Source organism: Janthinobacterium sp. GW456P (assembly GCF_002127655.1).
GTDB lineage: Bacteria > Pseudomonadota > Gammaproteobacteria > Burkholderiales > Burkholderiaceae_D > Janthinobacterium.
The window spans coordinates 32,056-47,876 of sequence record NZ_NEHB01000009.1; the positions used below are offsets into that span (position 1 = coordinate 32,056).

A 15,821-nucleotide genomic window follows, 5' to 3' on the forward strand; every position below is an offset into this window, starting at 1 on the left:
ATGGCATCTGATAAAACCACGGTATTGATTGTTGAAGATGAGCCGGCCATCGTTGAACTGGTGACCTATTCGCTGCGCGAATCCGGCTGGAATTGCTGCTCCGTACAAAACGTCGCCGATGCCTGGGAATTCATCCAGCACCGCACGCCGCATCTGATCCTGCTGGACTGGATGTTGCCGGACCAGACGGGCTTGCGCCTGCTGTCGCGCATCCGCGCCGACCGCAATTTTGCCGCCATCCCCGTCATCATGCTCACCGCCAAGAGCATGGAAGAAGACAAGCTGGCCGGCCTGAACAGCGGGGCCGACGATTACGTCACCAAGCCGTTCTCGCCGCGCGAGCTGCTGGCGCGCGCCAAGGCGCTCTTGCGACGCAAGAGTCCGGAACACGCGCAGGCGCCCATGCGCGCCGGCAACGTGGCCCTGGACCCCGTCAGCTGCACCGTCATGATGGATGAACAGAAGATCGATATCGGCCACGCCGAATACAAGCTGCTGAAATTCCTGCTGGCCCACCCGGAGCGCGTGTTTTCGCGCAGCCAGCTGCTCGACAAGGTGTGGGGCGACCATGTGGTGATCGAGGAACGCACGGTCGATGTCCACGTATTGCGCTTGCGCAAAGCCTTGAAGGAGGCGGAAAGCCTGATCAAGACGGTGCGCAGCGTCGGCTACATGTTGTCTGAAAAGTAAAGCCTCACTCTATGAATCCGAAATTGCTGTTCTGGGTACCGGCCGCCTTGCGCATGGTGCTGGCGCTGCTGGGCGTGGCCGTCGTCTGGTATCTGTTTGGCGCCACGTATGCGCTGGGCATCGCTTTCGTGCTGATGGCCATGATGGTGTTCGTGCAGCTGTCGTATCTGTTTCAGCTGAGTAACTGGCTGGACAATCCGCAAAGCGCCAAGCTGCCCGACGGCTGGGGCGCCTGGACCAGCATCTTCGCGCGCCTGTACCGCATGCGCCGCGACGACGAGAAAAACCAGGCCGAGCTGACGGAATGGCTGGCGCGTTTCCGCCAGGCCATGCATCTGTTGCCCGACGGCGTAGTCATCATGGACGACGTGCTGTTCCTCGAATGGTGCAATCCTGCCGCCGAGAAACACCTGGGCCTCACGCACGAGCGCGACAAGGGCATGCGCGTGACGAATTTGATCCGCAGTCCCGAGTTCATGGATTACATCATCCTGGGCCGCTACGACCAGCCGCTGACGATCACCTTCCGCAACCGCAAGCTGATCGTGCAGATCATCCCGTTCGAGAACCGCCGCCAGATCCTCGTCACGCACGACGTGACGGAGACGGAACGCATCGAAATGATGCGCCGCGATTTCATCGCCAACGCCTCGCACGAACTGCGCACGCCGCTCACCGTCATCGTCGGCTTCCTGGAAATCGCTTCCGCCGAGCTGGACCTGGATGCCGCCACGCGCGCCGCCCACCTCAAGCTGATGACGGAGCAGGGCCACCGCATGCAGCATCTGATCGAGGACATGCTGACCCTGTCGCGCCTGGAATCGGTCGATTATCCGCTGCGCCCCGAGCCCGTGGACATCAAAAAGCTCATGCAGCAAGTCTTGCGCGACGCCAAGGGCTTGTCGGCCGGCAAGCATGAAGTGACCATGGAATGCAACGGCCCCGACGTGCTGGGCAGCTACGATGAACTGTACAGCGCTTTCGGCAATCTGGCGTCGAACGCCGTGCGCTACACGCCGGCGGGCGGCACCATCACTCTGCGCTGGCAGGATGGCCCGGCCGGACCGCAATTCATCGCGCAAGACACGGGCATCGGCATCAGCCAGGAACATATTTCGCGCCTGACGGAACGTTTCTACCGGGTCGACAAGAGCCGCTCGCGCGAAACGCAGGGCACGGGCCTGGGCCTGGCCATCGTCAAGCACGTGCTGCTGCGCCATGGGGGCACCTTGGCCATCCAGTCCGTGGCCGACAAGGGCAGCAGCTTCATCGTCAGCATGCCCAAATCCGTCGTCACGCCGCTGCAGGGCGAGTTGCTGGTCAAGTAGGTCGGGGAGGGGAACATCCCCTCCCTGTTTCCCGTGCGACTAGTGCGAAGTTGGCATAAGTCGTTACAATCTGGCTATGACTTTAATCAACGCCTCTTTTCGCCACGCCGGCGCGCAGCAACTGACCCAGTCGCTGCTGGCCGCGCGCCAGGACACCCTTTCCCTGTTCGACTGTTACGTCACTGCCGGCCTGGACGTGGTGGCGGGCTTGCCCCGTCATCCGCGCCTCAATCCGCCCTTATGGCAACTCGCGCAGATCGCCTGGTTTGCCGAGTGGTTCATCCTGCGCGAAGCGGCGTCCAGCCACCCGGCCGACGCCATCTATAACTCCCTGCTGACGCGCGGCGACGACTTGTTCGACGCCAACATGGTGCAGCAGCGCGCGCGCTGGACGCTGGAACTGCCCAGCCCCGGCGCCGTGAAAACGTATTGCCACGAAGTGCTCGACAGGGTGCTCGATAAACTGTCGCGCGAAGCCAATGTCGACAGCGCCCTGGCGCCGTACCGGCTGGCCCTGGCGCATGAAGACTTGTGTGGCGAAGAAATGCTGGCCGGCTTGCAATGGCTGGGCCTGGAAGCGCCGGCATCCCTCGCGGCCAGCCCGGCCTTGCCGCCCGGGGCGGGCGAGATCGCTTTTGCTGGCGGCACCATCGTAATGGGCTCGCCGCGCGGTGCCGGTTTTGCCTTCGACAATGAATCGCCGCCCCACAGCTGCTACGTGGCGCCGTTTTCCATCGATGCCTGCGCCGTATCCAACGCCCAGTTTGCCGATTTTGTCGCCGATGGCGGCTACCAGAACCGCCAGTTCTGGAGCGCGGCCGGCAGCACCTGGCTGATGCGGCAGGAGCGCTCGTCGCCCCTGTACTGGCTGCGCGAAGCGACGCAGTGGCGCACCATGCGTTTCGGCCAGCGCACGACCTTGCCGCCGAACGAAGCCGTGCGCCACATCAATCTGTATGAAGCGCAAGCGTACTGCGCCTGGGCCGGGCGCCGCCTGGCGACCGAGGCGGAATGGGAGTATGCTGCGCTGTCCGGCCATCCGCGCTTTCACTGGGGCCAGGTGTGGGAGTGGACGGCGACGCCGTTCGAGCCGTATCCGGGCTTTGCGGTGGATGCCTGGCGCGAATATTCGGCGCCATATTTCATGCAGCACCAGGTGCTGCGCGGCGCCTCCTTCGCCACGCCGCCGCGCCTGCATTCGGCCCGCATGCGCGCCTTCCACGCGCCCGAACGGGGCGACATCTTTGCCGGCCTGCGCACCTGCGCCTGGTAGCGCGCCGAGAACCGACATCATTTCAGGATACCCTTGAGTACAGATAACGCCCCGCAGTTCATTCCTAAACGCATCACGCCCACGCCGGAGCAGGTCGCCATCCAGACGGCGCAAAAGAAAGTGGTCTTGATCGACGCCAATGCCGGCGCGGCCAAGACGACGACCCTGGCCCTGCGCCTGGCCGAAGCCTTGCACCGGGGCCGCGCGCCCGAACGCATGCTGGCCCTCGTTTTCACGGAAGCGGCGCGCGTGGCCCTGCGCCAGCGCCTGCTGGAAGTGGGCGTGCCGCTGGGCGTCGTCAAGCGCCTGACCATCGACACCTTCGACGCCTTTGCCGGCAAAGTACTGTTGCAACTGGAAAACATGCAAGTGGCAATCATGCGCAGCGATGAAGAGCTGCGTCCCGTGGCCTGGGAAGCGCTGGAAGTGGTCTCCGAGAAATACGCTCACCGCTATCCGCTGGAAATCAACACGACGAATGGCGCCATCGCCGAATTCCTGAAACTGCAATTGCGCACCAAGGCGCGCCTGGATTTCCAAAATCCTGACTTCGAGAGCAATTCCCTCGACGACAACTTGGAGCTGCTGGGCATGTCGCGCACGCATTATCTGTGGCTGCGCGAATACGAAGGCTTGCGCGGCGCCGATACGGGCGATATCCAGTTCCGCGCCCCGTTCGATGCCACCTACGACCTGGTGCGCATGCTCGATGGCGACGAACCGCTGCGCCAGCAATTGCCCGCCTTCCAGATCATCGTGGCCGATGAATTGCACGACCTGAACGAAGCATCGTTCCGCCTGCTGACCATGCTGATACGTCGCGGCAACGCGTTTTTCTGCGGCGCCGGCGACAAGGATCAAGTCATCTACACCTGGTCGGGCGCCGACCACCGCTTCCTGCGCCAGCGTTTCGAACAGGAATTTCCCGCCTTGCAGCGCCTGCCGCTGACGGCGTCCTACCGCTACGGCCCGCAGCTGGCACAGGCCGTGGGTGTGCTGAAGAACAAGCCCAGCGTGTCGGCCCTGTCGCGCGCCACCCATATCGAGGTGCTCAAGTATGACCATGCGCAACCGCAGGCGTGCAGCGCCCAGCTGATCGCCGCGCTCGAACACGCGCATGCGGGCACGACGGCCATCTTGCTGCGCGACCGCGACCAGGCGATCCGCGTGGAAACGGCCTTGTTCCAGAGCGGCATCGCGTATGGTCTGGTGGACATGAACAGTTATCTGCTGAGTCTGGAAGTGCTGATGCTGCGCGGCATGGTCGCCATCGCCCGCAAGGATTTACATGCGATCAAGAGCGGCCCGCGCCGCGGCGAGATCCTCGAAGCCCTGGTGGCGTTCGCGGAAATCCCGTTTACACGCGCCGAATTGCAGCAGGCCAAGGCCGACGTGGCCAATTACCCGGACTTGCTGGAAGGCTTTTTGACCAACCAGCTGGCCAAGTCGCAGAACCAGGACAAGGCGGCGCTGACCCTGGCCGCCGTCGACTACCTGCGCGCGCTGCCCCCCGACGCCCTGGCCGGCGACGCGCTGCAGCACATCTTTGGCCTGATGCAGCTGGAACAGACGGCGCGCCGCATCTATGTCGATCCGGCCCAGGCGCGGGTCGTGGCCCGTTCCCTGCACGGTTTTATCGCCGTGTGCCGCGAAGCGGGCGTGGCGCTGGGCGGCTTTGCCGGCTGGCTGGGAGAAATGGAAGAGGCCGTGACGGTCTCGAGCGGCAAGGCCAAGCTGGTCATCGCCTGCATTGACCAGATCAAGGGCCTCGAATACCACCACGTGATCTTGCCCTACCTGGCTGTCGACGAATTCCCGCGCAGCAAGACTGACCCGCTGGAAGAGGAAAACCGCTTCTATGTCGCCGCCACGCGCGCGCGCGACAGGCTCAGCTTGCTCACGCCGCAAGACCCCGCCTGGCGGAGCCGCTACCTCGCCGCCCTGCAACTCAAGATTGTTGCTTCCAAGGCATAAATCTTTTGCCGCGCGGCTGCTTTCTGCGAAAGATGAAAGCGCGCATAATTTGTTGCTGTGATTGATTGCAATCTGAACCAACAAAGGAGTAATGATGCGAGTATTCTTGACAGGCGCGGCAGGATTTATCGGCAGTTCCATCGCGGCGGGCCTCGTGCGCGCCGGCCATCAGGTCACGGGCCTCGTGCGCCAGCCCGAGCAGGTGGCCGAGCTGGCCGCCATCGGCGTACAAGGCATCGTCGGTACGCTCAATGATCGCGAATTGCTCGTCGAGCAAGCGAAGGCGGTGGATGCCGTCATCAATGCGGCCAGCAGCGACCACCGGGGCGCCGTGGAAGCCATCATCGAAGCGCTGGCCGGCACGAACAAAGTGTTTTTGCACACGAGCGGCTCGTCCATCGTGGGCGACGCGTCGGGCGGCGAGGGCACGCGGCAGATCTATTATGAAGACCAGCTGCCGGCGCCCACGGCCGACAAGGCGGCCCGCGTCGCCATCGACGAGCTGGTGCTGGCCAGCGCCGACAAGGGCGTACGTGCGAGCGTGCTGTGCAACACCCTGATCTACGGCCACGGCGCCTTGCCGCGCGACAGCGTGCAGCTGCCCCGCCTGCTGAAACAGGCGCGCAGGAGCGGCATCGTGCGGCACGTGGGGCCGGGCCGCAATATCTGGTCGAACGTGCACGTCGACGATGTGGTCAGCCTGTATCTGCTGGCGCTGGAAAAGTCGCCCGCCGGCACGTTTTACTTTGTCGAGTCGGGCGAGGCGGCCTTTCGCGACATGACGGCCGCCGTCGCCAAGGCACTGGACATGGGCCCCGCGCAGGACTGGCCGCTGCCGGAAGCGATTGCCGAATGGGGCTACGAGATGGCGTCGTACGGCCTCGGTTCCAACAGCCGCGTGCGCGGCGAGCGGTCGCGCAAGCTGCTGGGCTGGCAGCCGCAGGGGCCGTCCGTGCTGGAATGGATCGGGAACGACATGCTCCAGCCGCCGCACACCATCTCCGGTTGATGCAGCTCAGCAAATCCGCATCTGTGTGCGCTAGCGAACGGTGCTTTTGGCCGATCGGGAGTATGATGCCTTTGCTTGGTTGAGACGCACTGCCGTGAAGTTGGCGGCATGTTCGATCTTCCAGCAGGTCAGCCGGTCGCCTCAAGGATCGGCACCAGATTCTTGCTGCCGGCGCACTTGCATCAGGCGGCTATGCACTGCAACTCCAGGTCGCGGTGTGAACTGCGAACCCCTTCAAGGCCGGCCTTAGCCGGTCTTTTTTTTGCCCGTCGTTCCCTCCGTTGCGCCATTCACCGCCACCTGTCCGCCATTCGCCGAAGCGCTGTTCTCGCGCGGCCGAAATCCGCGTATCTTTACGATCAATTAACTTCAAGGGGTGAGCGTGAAACCTGAACCAGCCTATTACCGCCGTACCCAGCTGCTGTGGGGCGTGCTGCTGATCGCCATCGGCGCCGTCATCCTGCTGGACCGGCTCGACGTGATCCATCTCCATGATTACTATGCACTATGGCATTATTGGCCGCTGATACTGGTCGTCTTCGGCCTCAACAAGCTCGTCGCGCCCGTCTCCGCCAGGCAGGTATTGAGCGGCTTGTGGCTGATCTTCTTCGCCGCCTGGTGGTATGTGTCGTACGAAGAACTGTGGAACTTGAACTTTTACAATAGCTGGCCAGCCTTGCTGATCGCCTGGGGCGTGGGCCTCGTGCTGGAACCGCTGTTGAACAAACATTTTATTGCCTACCGGGAGTCCGAGCATGAAAAATAGACCGCCGCTGCACTCGCCATCGCAGATCGTGCTGGGCGTCATCGTCATCGGCCTGGGGCTGCTGTTCCTGCTCGATAATCTCGGCTTCATCAATGTGCGCTACACCTTCCGTTTCTGGCCCACCATCCTCATCATTTTCGGCTTGCTGAAAATATCGCAAAGCCATAACCGCTCCGGCTACATTCTCGGCGGCGTGATGGTCTTGCTGGGCCTGAGCTGGACCCTGAAAGCCATGGGCTTGTTCTATATCAACTGGAGCATGCTGTGGCCGCTGCTCATCATCGCCGCCGGCGTGGCCGTCGTGTCGAAATCCTTGCCCGGCGCACAGCAGCGGCAGCGCCGCCGGCACTTTGCCGCGCCGCCCGATGGCAGCGCTGCGCCCGACGCATTCGGCCAGCCCAGGAATGGCGCCGTATCGCTCGACAAGGAACCGGTGGCGGCCGCGCCCGGCGCCGGCGGCCAGGCGGACGACGACAGCATCATCGAAGTGACGGCCATCCTGGGCGGCTACGTGCGGCGCGTGTCGTCGCAGCGCTTCAGGGGCGGCGATATCAACGTCATCATGGCCGGCTGCGAAATCGACTTGCGCCAGGCGTCGATCGACGGCGAAGCCGTGCTCAACGTGTTCGCCTTGTGCGGCGGCGTCACCATCAAGATTCCGCCCGACTGGAGCGTGGTGCTGCAGGGCACGCCCATCCTCGGCGGCTTCGAGGAAAAGACCATCGTGCCGCCGAACCAGAACAAGCGCCTGTACGTGACGGGCTACGCCATCATGGGCGGCCTGGAAATCCGCAACTAGGCGCGCATGTCCGTAGCCTTGTCGAAGCGGCGCGGCGCCGTGGTGCTGTTCCTGGTCTGCATCGCACTGGGCCTGGCCCTGGCCTTTGTCCTGGCCAGGGTGGCCCACGCGCCATGGCTCAACGCGGCCCTGCTGGTCGTGCCCGCCACGCTCGTGTATGCGATCGGTTCTGGCTTTTCCGCGTTTTACCTGTGCCGCGCCTATCCCTTGCACGCGGGCCATCCGCTCGCCATTGCCGGCGTAATGGGCGTGGCGGCGCTGTTCGCGGGCTTGCTGTGGGCGACCCTGCTGCAATTTCTGAACAGCGTCAGCCTGTTGCTGGAGCAGCACTGGCTGGGCGTGGACTTGACGCAATCGCTGCTGGCCCTGTTCTTCGGCCTGGGCGTGCTGCTGTATTGCCTGGCCGCTGCCGTGCATTATCTGCTGCTCGAATTCGTGCGCGCCAGCATGGCCGAGCAACGGGGCCTGGAAGCGCAGCTGACGGCGCAGGAAGCGCAACTGCGCATGCTGCGCACGCAGATCGATCCGCATTTCCTGTTCAACAGCCTGAACTCCATCAGTGCCCTGACGTCTATCGATGCGGCGGGCGCGCGCCAGATGACGGTGCAACTGGCCAGTTTCTTTCGCCAGAGCCTGAGCCTGGAAGCGCACAAGCACATTACCGTGGAGCAGGAACTGGTGCTGATCCGCCACTTTCTCGCCATCGAGCAAGTTCGTTTCGGCGCGCGCCTGCACGTGGCGGAAAGCATCGACGCCGCCGCGCTGGCGTGTTTGCTGCCGCCCATGCTGATACAGCCGCTGGTGGAAAATGCCGTCAAGCACGGTATCTGCGGCTTGACGGAGGGCGGCCTGATCGCCATCGAAGTCCGGCGCGCGGGCAGCCTGTTGCAGATCGCCGTGCGCAACCCCGTCGATGCGGATCAGGGACCGGCGCGCGGCAACGGCGTGGGCCTGGAGAATGTGCGCCAGCGCCTGGCCGGCGCGTATGGCCACGAGGCCAGCGTGCATTGGGAGCGGCGCGGCGGCCAGTTCGAAGTGATGATTTCCATGCCGGCGCAGACCGGCGACACGGAGGAAACATGATGCAGGCAAGAATGCGGGTGGCCATCGTCGACGATGAGTTACTGGCGCGCAGCGTGTTGCGCGAATACCTGGCGCGCCACAACGATATCGACATCGTGGCCGAGTGCGCCAACGGCTTCGACGCCGTCAAGGCCATCGCGGAATTGGCGCCGGAACTGGTGTTCCTCGACATCCAGATGCCGCGCCTCGATGGTTTTGAAGTGGCCGAGCTGATCGGCGCAAAGACTAAGCTGATCTTTGTCACGGCCTACGACCAGTACGCCTTGAAGGCGTTCGAGTGCCATGCCCTCGATTACCTGCTGAAACCGTTCAGCGAACAGCGCTTCGACCAGGCGCTGGCCCATGCGCGCGCCAGCCGCGGTACGCCGGACACTGTGCTCACGCTGGCGCGCGAGGCGGCCACGCGCGCCGCGCCCCTGGACCGCGTGCTGATCCGCGACGGCGCCAAGGTGCACGTCATCGCCAGCGCGCGCATCGACTACATCGAGGCGCAGGACGATTACATCAGCATCCGTTCCGAGGGCAAGTCCTACCTGAAAAGCCAGCGACTGTCGGAGCTGGAGACCCAGCTCGATCCCGCCAAATTCCTGCGCGTGCACAGGTCGTATCTGCTCAATATCGACGGCATCCGCCGCATCGAGGCGGCCACGAAAGACAGCCATGTGGCCATCCTGCGCGACGACACGCGCATACCCGTGAGCAAGGCGGGCTACCAGAAGCTGAAGTTACTGGTTGGCTAGCTGCACATCCCACCAGGCAGGCAAGAGTTGCCGGATTTCCGGGCGGGAAAAACGGTCGTCGATCAGGTAGACGACGCCCTTGTCGGACGTGGTGCGGATGACCCTGCCGGCCGCCTGCACCACCTTCTGCATGCCCGGATACAGATACGTGTAGTCGTAGCCGGCGCCGAAGATATCGCCCATGCGCTGGCGGATCTGCTCGTTGACGGGATTGATCTGCGGCAAGCCGAGGGTGGCGATGAAGGCGCCGATCAGGCGCGCGCCGGGCAGGTCGATGCCTTCGCCGAAGGCGCCGCCCAGCACGGCAAAGCCGATGCCGCGCGTGTCCAGGCCGAAACGGCCCAGGAATTGCGCGCGGGCACCGTCATCCATGCGGCGCGGCTGCTGCCAGATGGGCACATCCGGGTAATGCTGGGCGAACAGAGTGGCCGTCTTTTCCATGTAATCGAAGCTGCTGAAGAAGGCCAGGTAGTTGCCCGGCGTTTGCGCGTATTGCTTCGCCATCAATTGCGCGATGGGCAGCAAGGAGGCGGCGCGGTGCTGGTAGCGCGTGGAAATGCCGTCGGCCACGCGCACGGACAGTTGTTCCGCCTGGAATGGCGATTCCACGTCGACCCAGGCCGTGTCGGCCGGCATGCCCAAGGTGTCGCTGTAGTAATTCCACGGACTCAGGGTGGCGGAAAACAGGGCCGTGCTGTGGCTGGCCGCGAAGCGTTCTTTCAAGAACGGTGCCGGGACGATGTTGCGGATGCAGACGGTGGAACCCGTCTCCGTTTTGCTGACGTCGAACAGCGAATGCGCGCCGAAACTCTCCGCCAGGCGGTTGATCAGCAGCACGTCGAAATAAAAGCGCTGCAAGTTTTCATCGAGCGCGGCAGCGTGTTCGGCCAGGTAGTCGCCGATGGCCGTGGCCACGCCTTGCAGCGCGCCAAAGAATTTGTCGGGCAAGGCCGCATGCACGTGGTAGTCGCCATCGTGCTCCTTGAGTAGGGCCGTCCACTGGCGCGAGAGGCGGTCCAGCGGCTTTTTCAAGCCCTCGGGCGCAAACTTGCGCAGCATTTTGAGGTCGATCTGCGCCAGTTCGGCCGAATACATGCTGCGCGCGCGCGACACCATATTGTGCGCCTCGTCGACCAGCACGTTGACTTTCCAGTCGTGGGCCAGGGTCATGCCGTACAGCATGGCGCTGAGGTCGAAATAATAATTGTAGTCGCCGATGACGACGTCGCTCCAGCGCGCCAGCTCCATGCCCAGGTAATACGGGCAAATACCCTGCTGCAAGGCGATGGCGCGCACGGCTTCCTTGTCCAATATCAAACCGCTGGCCAGCGCCACCTCGCGCGCCAGCGGCAGGCGGTCGTAAAAACCCTTGGCCAGCGGACACGATTCACCGTGGCACGCTTTGTCCGGATGCTCGCAGGCGCTGGTCTTGGCGCTCAGTTCCAGCACGCGCAAGGGCAGCAGCGGCGCGTTCTCCTTGAGGATGGCGCAGGCGTCGAGCGCCATCTGGCGGCCCGGCACCTTGGCAGCCAGGAAAAACAGTTTGTCGAGGCCATGCGCGGCCGTCGCTTTCAACATGGGGAACAGGCTGCCCACGGTCTTGCCGATACCGGTCGGCGCCTGCGCCAGCAAACCGCAGCCGCGGCTGCTGGCCTTGTACATGGCCTCTGCCAATTGCCGCTGCCCCGGGCGGAAGTTCGCGTGGGGAAAGGCCATGGCCGTGAGCTGCGCGTCGCGGCTGGCGCGGTGCGCCAGCTCCTGCTCGGCCCAGTCGAGGAACAGCGCGCAATGCTGTTCGAAGAACAGACGCAGCGCCTCGGCCGTGCATTCCTCGTGCATGAGCGTTTCCTTCTGGCTGGCGATGTCGAAATACACGAGCGCCACGCGCAGCATGGGCAGGTTCAGTTGCTGGCACAGCAAGTGGCCGTAGATGCGCGCCTGCGCCCAGTGCAGCTGGCGGTGGTTGGCGGGCATGGCGTCCAGTTCGCCCCGATAGGTCTTGATTTCTTCCAGCTGCCGCCGCGCCGGGTCGTAGCCATCGGCGCGGCCTCGCACGTGCAGGGGGCCGAAGTCGCCGCACAGGCTGATTTCGCGCTGGTAATCGTCGTCGCGCCGGCCCGTGACGGTGGCGTGGCCGGCCATGCCTTCCTGCGCCGTGGGCGAGGGCGTGAACCGCAAGTCCAGGTCGCCTGTCTTGGCCGTGAATTCGCACAGGGCGCGCACGGCGATCGTGTACTTCATGCCCCCTCCCATTGCAGGTAGCACACGCTGACGGGCATGGCGTGTTCGGCGCAATAGGCGATCCAGCGCAGCTGGTTGTCTTGCAGGCGGTCGCCCGGGCCCTTGACTTCGATCATGCGGTAGCGCCGTTCCGCCGGCCAGAACTGGATTAAATCGGGAAAGCCGCTGCGGTTGCTTTTGATGTCGAGCAAGATGCGCTCGAATGCTTTCTTCAGGTGCGCGGCCGGGATGCAGGCCAGCGCCAGGTCCAGCAAGCCGCCGTCGAGCACGTCCCAGCTGACGAAGGGCGAGACGATGCCGCGCTTGGCGGCCAAGGTGGCGCGGATGGCGGCGTGGTAGCTGCCGTCGTCCAGTTGCGCCAGGCAAGCGGCGAAGTCCGGGTTGCGGCGCTGGTAAAAATCGGCGCTGTGCAAGTCGGCCGGGCCACGGTGGAACGGGTGGAAGAAGGCGCCCGGCATCGGCTTGAAGATGGCGGGCCAGCACAGCAGGCCGAACAGCGAGTTGATCAGGGTGTTTTCCACGTAATACACGGGCGCCTCATCGCGCATCAGGTGTTGCTGCACCACCCCTTCCACGTAGCATGCCTGTTCAGGATAGGGCAGGTGCAGATCGATGCGCTCCACGCTGGCTGCCGCGCTGGCCGCCTGCTTTGCATGGCCCAGCTTGCGCCGCAGACGCGGCGCCATGCGCAGCAGCAATTGTTGTTCCGCCTCGCTTTCCGGCGCCGCGAGGGCGATCATCAGGCGTTCATAGGCCGCTTGCGGCTGTTCATCTTTTTCCAGCACGCGGATGGCGCGGCCGCGCGCGCCCGGATAGCGGCAATCGGCGTAGGCGCGGTAGGCGGCCGGCCAGTCCTGGCTTTTTTCCAGGTGCTGGGCGATCTGGAAACGCAGCTTGTCGCGCCGACTGGCCAGCCAGGTATTGTCCTCGGACAAAGACAGCGCGGCCAGTTGCTGCAGCACCTCGGTTGCCGGCGCGCTGTCGTTGTAGCGTTCGCGGCACTGCTGCAACACTTCATAATGTTCGATATCCTGGCGCGTGCGAAAGCCGCGCGAAGCGGGCGAGAATTCGACTTTTTCGTATTGGTACACGCCCAGGTCGGATAGCACGAATTCCGACCAGTCCTGGTGATAGTTGCCAAAGTAGATCAGGCGCAGGCGGTCGCACAGCGCTTGCAAGCCGATGCGGTACAGCACGTCGGTACAGGCCGGGTGCCACGCGGAGAATGGTTTATTTTCCGCATGCAGTTCGCGCAAGGCGTCCAGTTGCTCGGCCTTGCGCGCCGCCTTCAGGGACGGGGCGAGATCGAAAGCCTGGGCGATTTCTACTTTCAGCAGCAAGTCGAACAACTCGTCGAGCGCAATGACGGGATCGGCTTCCACCCAGCCCGTGGCCAGCAAGGGCAGGGCGGCCGCGCGCGTGTCGCCGATTTCCGGGTAATTGAGTTTGCTGGCGCGAAACAGGCAGCCCTTGCGCATGACGAGGCGCACGAACAGGGCGCGCGACGGCTGCGGCAGTGCGCCGAATGCGGTGATGAAGCGCGATTCTTCAGGGCTCAGCAGATCGGCGTAACGCGCGCTGATCCAGTGCAGCACGTCCTGGAAATTATCCAGATAGTACAGGGGATTTTCCAGGACTCTCAACATGGGGATGGCAATAGGGCAAGTTGCAAGGCGATCTGTTTTACTGTGTTTATATACAGTTTAAACCTTCAGCCGCCGCTTGCCCAGCGATTTTATGTTCAGCCAGCCGTGCTGCAGGCAAACCAGCTGTCGAACTTTTCGTAGGGAATGAATTCCTCGCGCAGGCGGGCCAGCTCGCTATCGGTCAGCAAGCCCCGGTGCGCTTCCTTGCGTCCCTTCGGCAATGTCACCTCGTAATCGAGGATATCCCTGGCCAGCAAGGTCTGCAGCAGTTCGGCTTGCCGCGCCGTCAGGTAGCGCGCATGCGTGCCCAGGGTTTTGGTTAGTTGTTCCCTGAATTCCTCGTCGCTGACCTCGTTGTACGTATCCTGCTCCGCCATGCCGTTTAACAACATGTGGAACAGGAAGTCGTGCAAGTTTTTCGCCAGATATTGCGCTTCATGCTGGTCGTGCCACAGCAGCACGACGGGCATCTCGCCGTCTTGCTGGCCGGAGGCGAAAAAACAGTAGTGGTCGCCCGCGCCCGTTTGCGCGAAGGGGATGAACTGCAAGGCGGGGTCGATCTGCCGGTAGTCGTCGGCGTCCAGCAGCGTATCGACGGCATCGGCAACGGCCTCGATATTGAGCAATTCGAAGTCGTCCGCGTGCAGCAGCAGGGTAGGGCGCTCCGTCAAGGTGGGATAGACCAGCTTGTACCAGTCGGGCCCATATTCACCCACGGCCAGCATGCCGTCGTGCTCGAGCTGGCGATACAGCGCGGGATAGATAAAGCCGTGTTTGCTTTCAATTTCTGACAGTGTCATGTTTGTCCTGTTCGACGTGGGTCATGGCGGCATGATAGCCGAGGCGTTGTCTTGCACGCCTCACGGCAGCAGTGGCGCAGATATTTAATAAACTCTATCGTTTACTTATATGGCATGGCCACGTAGTCTTGCCAGACACTACCCATCGATTCCGCATGAAAAACATCATCCTGATTTCCGCCGCCTGTTTGCTGGCGCTGCTGTCGACCATCGGCGCCTCCTTGCCATACCCTATCTTGCCGCCGCTGTTCGCGGCCGAGGCGCCGAATGCCTTCAACAATTTCCTCGGCTTGCCGTCCAAATTGCTGTTCGGCCTGGCGCTGACGATCAACCCGCTGGGTTTGCTGATCGGTTCGGCCCTGCTGGGGCCGCTGTCCGACCGCTACGGCCGCCGCCCTTTGCTGATGCGCACGGCCGTGGGCGCCGCCATCGGCCATGCCATCACGGCCTGGGCGCTGGTGATCCAGTCCTATCCGCTGTTCATCGTCGCCCGTTTCATCACGGGTTTGCTGGAAGGTAACGGCGCCGTGGCGCGCGCCATGCTGGCCGACCAGTTGACGGGAGCGCTGCGCTTGCGCGCCATGTCCTGGCTGAATGGCGCGTTCTACCTGGGCTGGCTGGTGGGGCCGATTTTGGCGGGCGCGACCCTGCATTGGGGCGTGACGGTGCCGTTCTGGATCGCCGCCGCGGCCCTGATGCTCGTCGCCGTGCTGGTGGCCGTGGGCTTGCCGCGCGAAACCCCCTCGCTATTGACGACGTCGTGGTGGCAAGTGGCGCGCGACCGCCATTCGCTCAATTTGCTGCGCCATGGGGAGCTGCGCACCCTGTTCATCGTGCAACTGGCGTTCACCTGCGGCGTGGCCAGTTTTTATGAGTTTTATCCGCTGTGGCTGGTCGAGACGGCCAATTACCATGCGCAGGAGATTGCCTGGGTGAATGTGGGCCTGTGCGGCACGATGACGGTCACGTCCTTGCTGGCGGGCGGCCCCAGCCGCCATGCGCCGCTGCTGCGGGCCTGCTGGTATGCCTGCGGCGTGGCGCTGGCTGTCGGGATATTGGCGCTGGGTAATATCTGGGTGGGCATCGCCGCCATCGTGCTGTTCGGCATTCCGAATGCGCTGTACAACACGGTGATACAGGGTTGGTGCGCCGAGCGCTTCAGCGCGCACGGACAGGGCGCCGTGATGGGCTTGCTGGCCACCACCTTTTGCATCGCCAACATCGTCGTCGCCCTCAGCGGTTCAGTGCTGACCCTGATCGACACCCGCCTGATCCTTGTCGCCGGCGCCTTGTCCGCCGCCTGGGCCGCATGGCGCATGGCGGTCTGGCGCCGCCAGTTGGCCGGAACCGTCGAGGCGAAGGCTTGCCAGGATTGCTGCAGCTAGGCGCTGGCCATTTTTCGGCGGGTAGGAGGCTTATATCTGCTGGAGGGGAGGTGGTGCGTGTGCCGGCTCGTGCCGGTCAGATGAACC

Annotated in this window: 13 protein-coding genes; 10 read left to right on the plus strand and 3 right to left on the minus strand. The window is 63.5% G+C overall.

All coding sequences use genetic code 11. The annotated features are described in order from the left end of the window. From CBW66_RS10215 to CBW66_RS10255, 9 genes are all read left to right on the plus strand, one after another. Entirely contained in the window at window positions 1-690 is a 690-nt protein-coding gene (locus CBW66_RS10215; RefSeq protein WP_034755074.1) for a response regulator, read from the plus strand. Window positions 691-701: 11 nt separating this feature from the next. Beyond that, a complete protein-coding gene (phoR, locus tag CBW66_RS10220) occupies window positions 702-2,018 on the plus strand; it encodes a phosphate regulon sensor histidine kinase PhoR (protein ID WP_034778134.1) in 1,317 nt (438 codons plus the stop codon). A gap of 76 nt (window positions 2,019-2,094) precedes the next feature. Further along, window positions 2,095-3,291 (plus strand): selenoneine synthase SenA, encoded by a 1,197-nt coding sequence (gene senA / locus CBW66_RS10225; RefSeq protein ID WP_230492202.1) that lies wholly within the window; start codon window positions 2,095-2,097, stop codon window positions 3,289-3,291. A 33-nt stretch (window positions 3,292-3,324) separates the two neighbouring features. Then, window positions 3,325-5,265 carry a UvrD-helicase domain-containing protein gene (locus tag CBW66_RS10230; RefSeq protein WP_086138285.1) on the plus strand — a complete coding sequence of 647 codons (1,941 nt, stop codon included), beginning with the start codon at window positions 3,325-3,327 and terminating at the stop codon, window positions 5,263-5,265. A gap of 94 nt (window positions 5,266-5,359) precedes the next feature. Further along, entirely contained in the window at window positions 5,360-6,274 is a 915-nt protein-coding gene (locus tag CBW66_RS10235; RefSeq protein ID WP_086138385.1) for an NAD-dependent epimerase/dehydratase family protein, read from the plus strand. Between the two features lie 382 nt (window positions 6,275-6,656). Beyond that, window positions 6,657-7,040 carry a DUF5668 domain-containing protein gene (locus CBW66_RS10240; RefSeq protein ID WP_086138386.1) on the plus strand — a complete coding sequence of 128 codons (384 nt, stop codon included), beginning with the start codon at window positions 6,657-6,659 and terminating at the stop codon, window positions 7,038-7,040. Continuing rightward, the gene (locus CBW66_RS10245) at window positions 7,030-7,839 is read left to right on the plus strand and encodes a DUF5668 domain-containing protein (protein WP_086138286.1); all 810 of its coding nucleotides are present in this window, start codon (window positions 7,030-7,032) and stop codon (window positions 7,837-7,839) included. Before CBW66_RS10240 ends, CBW66_RS10245 begins: the two co-directional genes overlap by 11 nt. A 6-nt stretch (window positions 7,840-7,845) precedes the next feature. Beyond that, window positions 7,846-8,922: a sensor histidine kinase gene (locus CBW66_RS10250; protein WP_086138287.1), complete on the plus strand. Its 1,077-nt coding sequence runs from the start codon at window positions 7,846-7,848 to the stop codon at window positions 8,920-8,922. 11 nt (window positions 8,923-8,933) lie between these two features. Then, window positions 8,934-9,662, plus strand: a complete 729-nt coding sequence (locus tag CBW66_RS10255) for a LytTR family DNA-binding domain-containing protein (RefSeq protein WP_086138288.1) — start codon at window positions 8,934-8,936, stop codon at window positions 9,660-9,662. Here the strand turns inward: CBW66_RS10255 and CBW66_RS10260 are convergent. The 3 genes from CBW66_RS10260 to CBW66_RS10270 all read right to left on the minus strand — a co-directional run bounded on the left by CBW66_RS10260 (window position 9,648) and on the right by CBW66_RS10270 (window position 14,349). Then, window positions 9,648-11,903: an ATP-dependent DNA helicase gene (locus CBW66_RS10260; protein ID WP_086138289.1), complete on the minus strand. Its 2,256-nt coding sequence runs from the start codon at window positions 11,901-11,903 to the stop codon at window positions 9,648-9,650. The two genes, CBW66_RS10255 and CBW66_RS10260, sit on opposite strands and share 15 nt — an antisense overlap. Continuing rightward, window positions 11,900-13,549 carry a VRR-NUC domain-containing protein gene (locus CBW66_RS10265; RefSeq protein ID WP_086138290.1) on the minus strand — a complete coding sequence of 550 codons (1,650 nt, stop codon included), beginning with the start codon at window positions 13,547-13,549 and terminating at the stop codon, window positions 11,900-11,902. Before CBW66_RS10265 ends, CBW66_RS10260 begins: the two co-directional genes overlap by 4 nt. A gap of 95 nt (window positions 13,550-13,644) precedes the next feature. Further along, window positions 13,645-14,349: an SMI1/KNR4 family protein gene (locus tag CBW66_RS10270; RefSeq protein ID WP_086138291.1), complete on the minus strand. Its 705-nt coding sequence runs from the start codon at window positions 14,347-14,349 to the stop codon at window positions 13,645-13,647. Window positions 14,350-14,504: 155 nt separating this feature from the next. Here CBW66_RS10270 and CBW66_RS10275 point away from each other — a divergent pair, with 155 nt between their 5' ends. Beyond that, window positions 14,505-15,734 carry an MFS transporter gene (locus CBW66_RS10275; protein WP_086138292.1) on the plus strand — a complete coding sequence of 410 codons (1,230 nt, stop codon included), beginning with the start codon at window positions 14,505-14,507 and terminating at the stop codon, window positions 15,732-15,734. The last annotated feature ends 87 nt before the right edge of the window (window positions 15,735-15,821 follow it).